The sequence below is a fragment of the Streptomyces sparsus genome (genome assembly GCF_054776295.1).
In genome coordinates this window covers 1-4,278 of sequence record NZ_BAAHCA010000413.1, presented here as the reverse complement: position 1 = coordinate 4,278, position 4,278 = coordinate 1, and the positions used below count along the sequence as shown (strand labels likewise).

The following is a 4,278-nucleotide window of genomic DNA, read 5'->3' as shown; positions in this document are numbered from 1 at the left end:
GGAGGACCGCCCGCGCGCCGTGGGCGGCCCTCCCGCCCCCGGTTCCCCCCTGCCCGGCAGACGTCACCCGCCGTGCGTGGGTGACGCCTGCCGGGCCGGATGGGCCCCGGCCCGGGTGGTACCCGGGCGGTGGTCCGGGTGCGACCCGGGGGTCAGCCGACGATCACGGTGTTCCGCGGCAGCTCCGCGGGCCGGGTGAAGGCACCGCCGAAGTTGTATTCGACCCGGGACCTCTCCGCCGAGTTCGGGTAGGGGTTGGTGCAGCCGACCCCGGCGCTGGAGCCGGACATCAGGCTGGAGCAGGGACCCGGCTTGCGGTCCGGCAGGCCCAGGATGTGACCGAACTCGTGGGAGGCGATCCGGATCGTGTTGTAGCCCTGGTTGACGGCCTGGCGGCCCATGTAGACGACTCCGTTGCCCAGCGAGGTGGTGAGGGCACGGGGCCAGCCGTTGTCGGCCACGACCCGGATGTTGGCGCGCTGACCGGCCGCGGCGGGCCGCAGTTCGACGCTGTCGACGCTCTCGTTCCAGATCGCCGCGCCGCGGTCGACCGCGCTCCTGAACTCCGCGGACGCGCTCGCGTCGTAGGTGACCACGCGGGGTGCGAGCGCGCGGTCCGCGGTGGTGGACGTGGCGGCGGCGGCCGGAGTGCCGACCAGGGCGAAGGTCATCGCCAGCGCGGCGACGAAACCGCGTACGAGCGTATGGGCGTGCATGCTTGTCCTCCTGGTGGGGGGTGCGGGCGTGTCCATGTCACACGCTGCCGCTTCCTTGCCCACCCCGGGCAGCCGCCAATCCGTCAATCCGCACCACCGATCCGACCCCGCATCCCGGGCCGGTCCGACCAGGCAACCAGTCACGCCGGCCGCGGAGGGCCCACGGATTCTGCACGCGCTCACCACGGAAACGCCACAGGCGAGCCGACCGAGCGGACGGTCGGATCGGCCGTTCCGGGCAGCGAACGGGCCGCCCCGCGGACGGGCCGGACCTAGCCGACCGCCACCGCTCGGCAACCGCCCGGGGCCCGCTGTGCACGTGCGGAGGCGTAGAGGCACACCGCGGCGGCGGTGGCGAGGTTGAGGCTCTCGGCGAGGCCGTGGATGGGCACCCGCACCACCTCGTCGGCGAGGGCCCGCGTCTCCTCCGGCAGCCCCCACGCCTCGTTGCCGAAGATCCACGCAGTGGGTCCGCCCATGGCTCCCGCGTCCAGCTCGGCGTCCAGGTCCCTGGCACCGGCGCCGTCCGCGGCCAGCACGCGCGCGCCGCTCTCCCGCAGACCGCTGACGGCCAGCTGCACGGGCACGCCGACGGCCACCGGCAGATGGAAGAGCGAGCCGACCGACGCGCGCACCGACTTGGGGTTGTACAGGTCGACCGACGCGTCGGTGAGCACCACCGCGTCCGCTCCGGCGGCGTCCGCGCAGCGCAGTACGGTGCCGGCGTTGCCGGGGTCACGGACGTGGGCGAGCACGGCGACCAGGCGCGGGCGGGCGTCGATGATCCGCGACAGCGGTGAGTCCAGGAAGTGGCAGACGCCGATGAGCCCCTGCGGGGTGACCGTCTGGGAGATCTCCGCCATCGTGCTGTCGGAGGCCAGCTGCACCCGGACGCCCGCCGCCCGGGCGGCGTCGAGGATGTCGGGGTGACGCTCGGCGGCGTCGGCCGTCGCGAACAGCTCGATCAGCGGGGACCGCACGGCACCGTCCACCTCGCCGCGGTGGGCGACCGCCTCCCGGACGGCCTGCGGGCCTTCGGCGAGGAACCTGCGCTCCCTGCTCCGGACCGTTCTGCGGGCCAGCCGCTTGGCGGCGGCGACCCGCGGATTGTGCGGAGAGATCAGCTCGGCGGATCCCATGGCGCTTGCTCACTCGCTTCTGGTCGTGCCCGTAGGTGGCGGGGCCGGTCGGTGCGGCGGGGCGCAGACGCGCCGGACCCGCAGGCTGCTTCGCCTGCGGGTCCGGTCACACGTCTGCTGCTCAGGCGGCCTTGGGAGCGTTGACGTCGCTCGGCAGCGCCTTCTGGGCGACCTCGACGAGCGCGGCGAACGCCGTCGGGTCGTTGACCGCGAGCTCGGCCAGGATCTTGCGGTCCACCTCGACCTCAGCGGCCTTCAGGCCCTGGATGAAGCGGTTGTAGGTCATTCCGTTGGCGCGGGCAGCGGCGTTCACACGCTGGATCCACAGCTGGCGGAAGTCGCCCTTGCGCTTCTTGCGGTCGTTGTAGTTGTAGACGAACGAGTGGGTGACCTGCTCCTTCGCCTTGCGGTACAGACGCGAGCGCTGGCCGCGGTAGCCCTTGGCCTGCTCGAGGATCGCCCGGCGCTTCTTGTGGGCGTTGACCGCCCGCTTGACGCGTGCCACGTGTTAACTCCTTGTAGCGGGGTCGGGGTTCAGCAACCCGACCCGGAAATCGATGGGGTCCCGGTCCGGTGACGCCCCTCCCCCGGGGTGCGGGGGGCGGGGACGTCGACTCACTTGCCGAGAAGCTTCTTGATCTTCTTGGCGTCGGCCGGGGCCATCTGGACCTTGCCCGCGAGGCGACGCGTCAGGGTCGACGGCTTGTGCTCGAGAAGGTGGCGGCGGCCGGCGCGCTGGCGCATCACCTTGCCGGAGCCGGTGATCTTGAAGCGCTTGCTCGCACCACTGTGCGTCTTGTTCTTCGGCATGTCGCCGTTCTCTCCTCGTTGTGGCGTCTCCGCCCCGTCCGGCCCGGTGGTGTCCGAAGACCGGCAGGCGGAGGCGTCGTGCGTATCGGTTGGCGGTCCGGGGCGGTGCTGCCCCGGATCGAGGCTCACGCCTCGGCCGGCTCCTCGGCGGGCTGCTCGGTGGACTCGTCCGCCGGCGCGGTGCCCGGCTGGCGGCCGGCCTTGCGGGCGGCCTGGGCCTCACGGGCCTCGGCCATCGCCTCGGTCTTCTTCTTGTGCGGACCGAGAACCATGATCATGTTCCGGCCGTCCTGCTTGGGATTGGACTCGATGAAGCCCAGGTCCTGGACGTCCTCCGCGAGCCGCTGCAGCAGTCGGAAGCCCAGCTCGGGGCGGGACTGCTCGCGACCACGGAACATGATCGTGATCTTGACCTTGTCACCCTGCTTGAGGAACCGGACGACGTGACCCTTTTTGGTGTCGTAGTCGTGCGGGTCGATCTTCGGCCGGAGCTTCATCTCCTTGATGACCGTGTGCGCCTGGTTCTTGCGCGCCTCACGGGCCTTCATGGCCGACTCGTACTTGAACTTTCCGTAGTCCATGAGCTTGCACACCGGCGGGCGTGCGGTCGCAGCGACCTCGACCAGGTCGAGGTCGTACTCCTGCGCGAGCTCCAGGGCCTTGGCAAGCGGCACGATGCCGACCTGTTCGCCGCTGGGACCGACGAGTCGCACCTCGGGGACACGGATCCGGTCGTTGATGCGGGGCTCGGCGCTGATGGGGCCTCCTCGGTTGCACTACGCGATTGCCTGGCGGACAGCCGCGTCAATGTCTGTGTTCGGTATGACCGCCCGAGGAGGCGCCCTGAAAGAAGAAAACGCCCCGACCGGGACACAGGCGGGGCTCCTCAACAGACCGGGAGCACCGCCGCGATCACCGCGGGGCGCAGCCTGACCGATGACCTGCCGACCCGGGGGTCGATCAGGTGGGAGATCGGAGCCTCCACTTGTGGGTCGGACATGGGAATGTCCGACCGGTCGACTTCCATCGTACATCAGGCCGCGCGGACAGGCGTCCACCCGCTCCGCGCCCGGGCCCGCGCCGGGGCGGTCGTAGGCTGGGCCGCGTCCCGTACCTGCCCGGTCCGCCCGGGCAGCCCTCACGAACAGGCAGACACCACACCATGACCGACGACGCCACGCCCCCGCAGGATGCCGAGCGGCCCGAGCCCGCGCAAGCCGGCAGCCCCGACTTCGACTCCATGACCCGTGACATCGCCGACGTGCCCGCGGTCGAGGTGATCACCACCGTGGCCGTGCACCTGATGAGCTCGGCGGCCGTCAACCTCGGACTGGCCGAGGAGGGCGAGAAGCACAAGGACCTGGACGAGGCCCGCAAGCTGATCCACGCACTGGCCGGCCTGGTGACGGCCGCCGCCACCGAGGTGGGCAACTACCACGCGGCGCCCCTGCGGGACGGCCTCAAGTCGCTGCAGCTGGCCTTCCGTGAGGCCTCCCTCGTGCCCGACGAGCCGGGCCAGGGGCCGGGCGAGAAGTACACCGGCCCCGTCTACGGCTGACGCCGGCCGCAGCGGCCCAGCCCCCGGCAACGCGGGGCGCGGGCCCGCGGTCTGG

The 4,278-nt window shown here is 71.7% G+C and carries 6 protein-coding genes; 1 reads left to right on the top strand and 5 read right to left on the bottom strand.

Annotated elements, in window-relative coordinates:
- Nucleotides 1-152: 152 nt before the first annotated feature.
- The 5 genes from ACYVE9_RS17490 to infC all read right to left on the bottom strand — a co-directional run bounded on the left by ACYVE9_RS17490 (nt 153) and on the right by infC (nt 3,423).
- Nucleotides 153-716: a snapalysin family zinc-dependent metalloprotease gene (locus ACYVE9_RS17490; protein WP_461028810.1), complete on the bottom strand. Its 564-nt coding sequence runs from the start codon at nt 714-716 to the stop codon at nt 153-155.
- Nucleotides 717-988: 272 nt separating this feature from the next.
- Nucleotides 989-1,855 carry a TrmH family RNA methyltransferase gene (locus ACYVE9_RS17485; protein WP_461028809.1) on the bottom strand — a complete coding sequence of 289 codons (867 nt, stop codon included), beginning with the start codon at nt 1,853-1,855 and terminating at the stop codon, nt 989-991.
- Nucleotides 1,856-1,976: 121 nt separating this feature from the next.
- Complete coding sequence (rplT, locus tag ACYVE9_RS17480) at nt 1,977-2,360, bottom strand: 50S ribosomal protein L20 (RefSeq protein WP_461028808.1); 384 nt, start codon at nt 2,358-2,360, stop codon at nt 1,977-1,979.
- 110 nt (nt 2,361-2,470) lie between these two features.
- Entirely contained in the window at nt 2,471-2,665 is a 195-nt protein-coding gene (gene rpmI, locus ACYVE9_RS17475) for a 50S ribosomal protein L35 (RefSeq protein WP_232267270.1), read from the bottom strand.
- Nucleotides 2,666-2,790: 125 nt separating this feature from the next.
- Complete coding sequence (gene infC / locus ACYVE9_RS17470; RefSeq protein ID WP_461028811.1) at nt 2,791-3,423, bottom strand: translation initiation factor IF-3; 633 nt, start codon at nt 3,421-3,423, stop codon at nt 2,791-2,793.
- 404 nt (nt 3,424-3,827) lie between these two features.
- On the opposite strand from infC, the gene ACYVE9_RS17465 reads away from it, so the two are divergent.
- Nucleotides 3,828-4,223 carry a DUF1844 domain-containing protein gene (locus ACYVE9_RS17465; protein WP_461028807.1) on the top strand — a complete coding sequence of 132 codons (396 nt, stop codon included), beginning with the start codon at nt 3,828-3,830 and terminating at the stop codon, nt 4,221-4,223.
- The last annotated feature ends 55 nt before the right edge of the window (nt 4,224-4,278 follow it).

Excerpts from the sequence above, each read along its gene's own strand:
- ACYVE9_RS17490 (WP_461028810.1), bottom strand. The coding sequence starts at position 716 with ATGCACGCCCATACGCTCGTACGCGGTTTCGTCGCCGCGCTGGCGATG.
- ACYVE9_RS17465 (WP_461028807.1), top strand. The coding sequence starts at position 3,828 with ATGACCGACGACGCCACGCCCCCGCAGGATGCCGAGCGGCCCGAGCCC.
- ACYVE9_RS17485 (WP_461028809.1), bottom strand. The coding sequence starts at position 1,855 with ATGGGATCCGCCGAGCTGATCTCTCCGCACAATCCGCGGGTCGCCGCC.
- rpmI (WP_232267270.1), bottom strand. The coding sequence starts at position 2,665 with ATGCCGAAGAACAAGACGCACAGTGGTGCGAGCAAGCGCTTCAAGATC.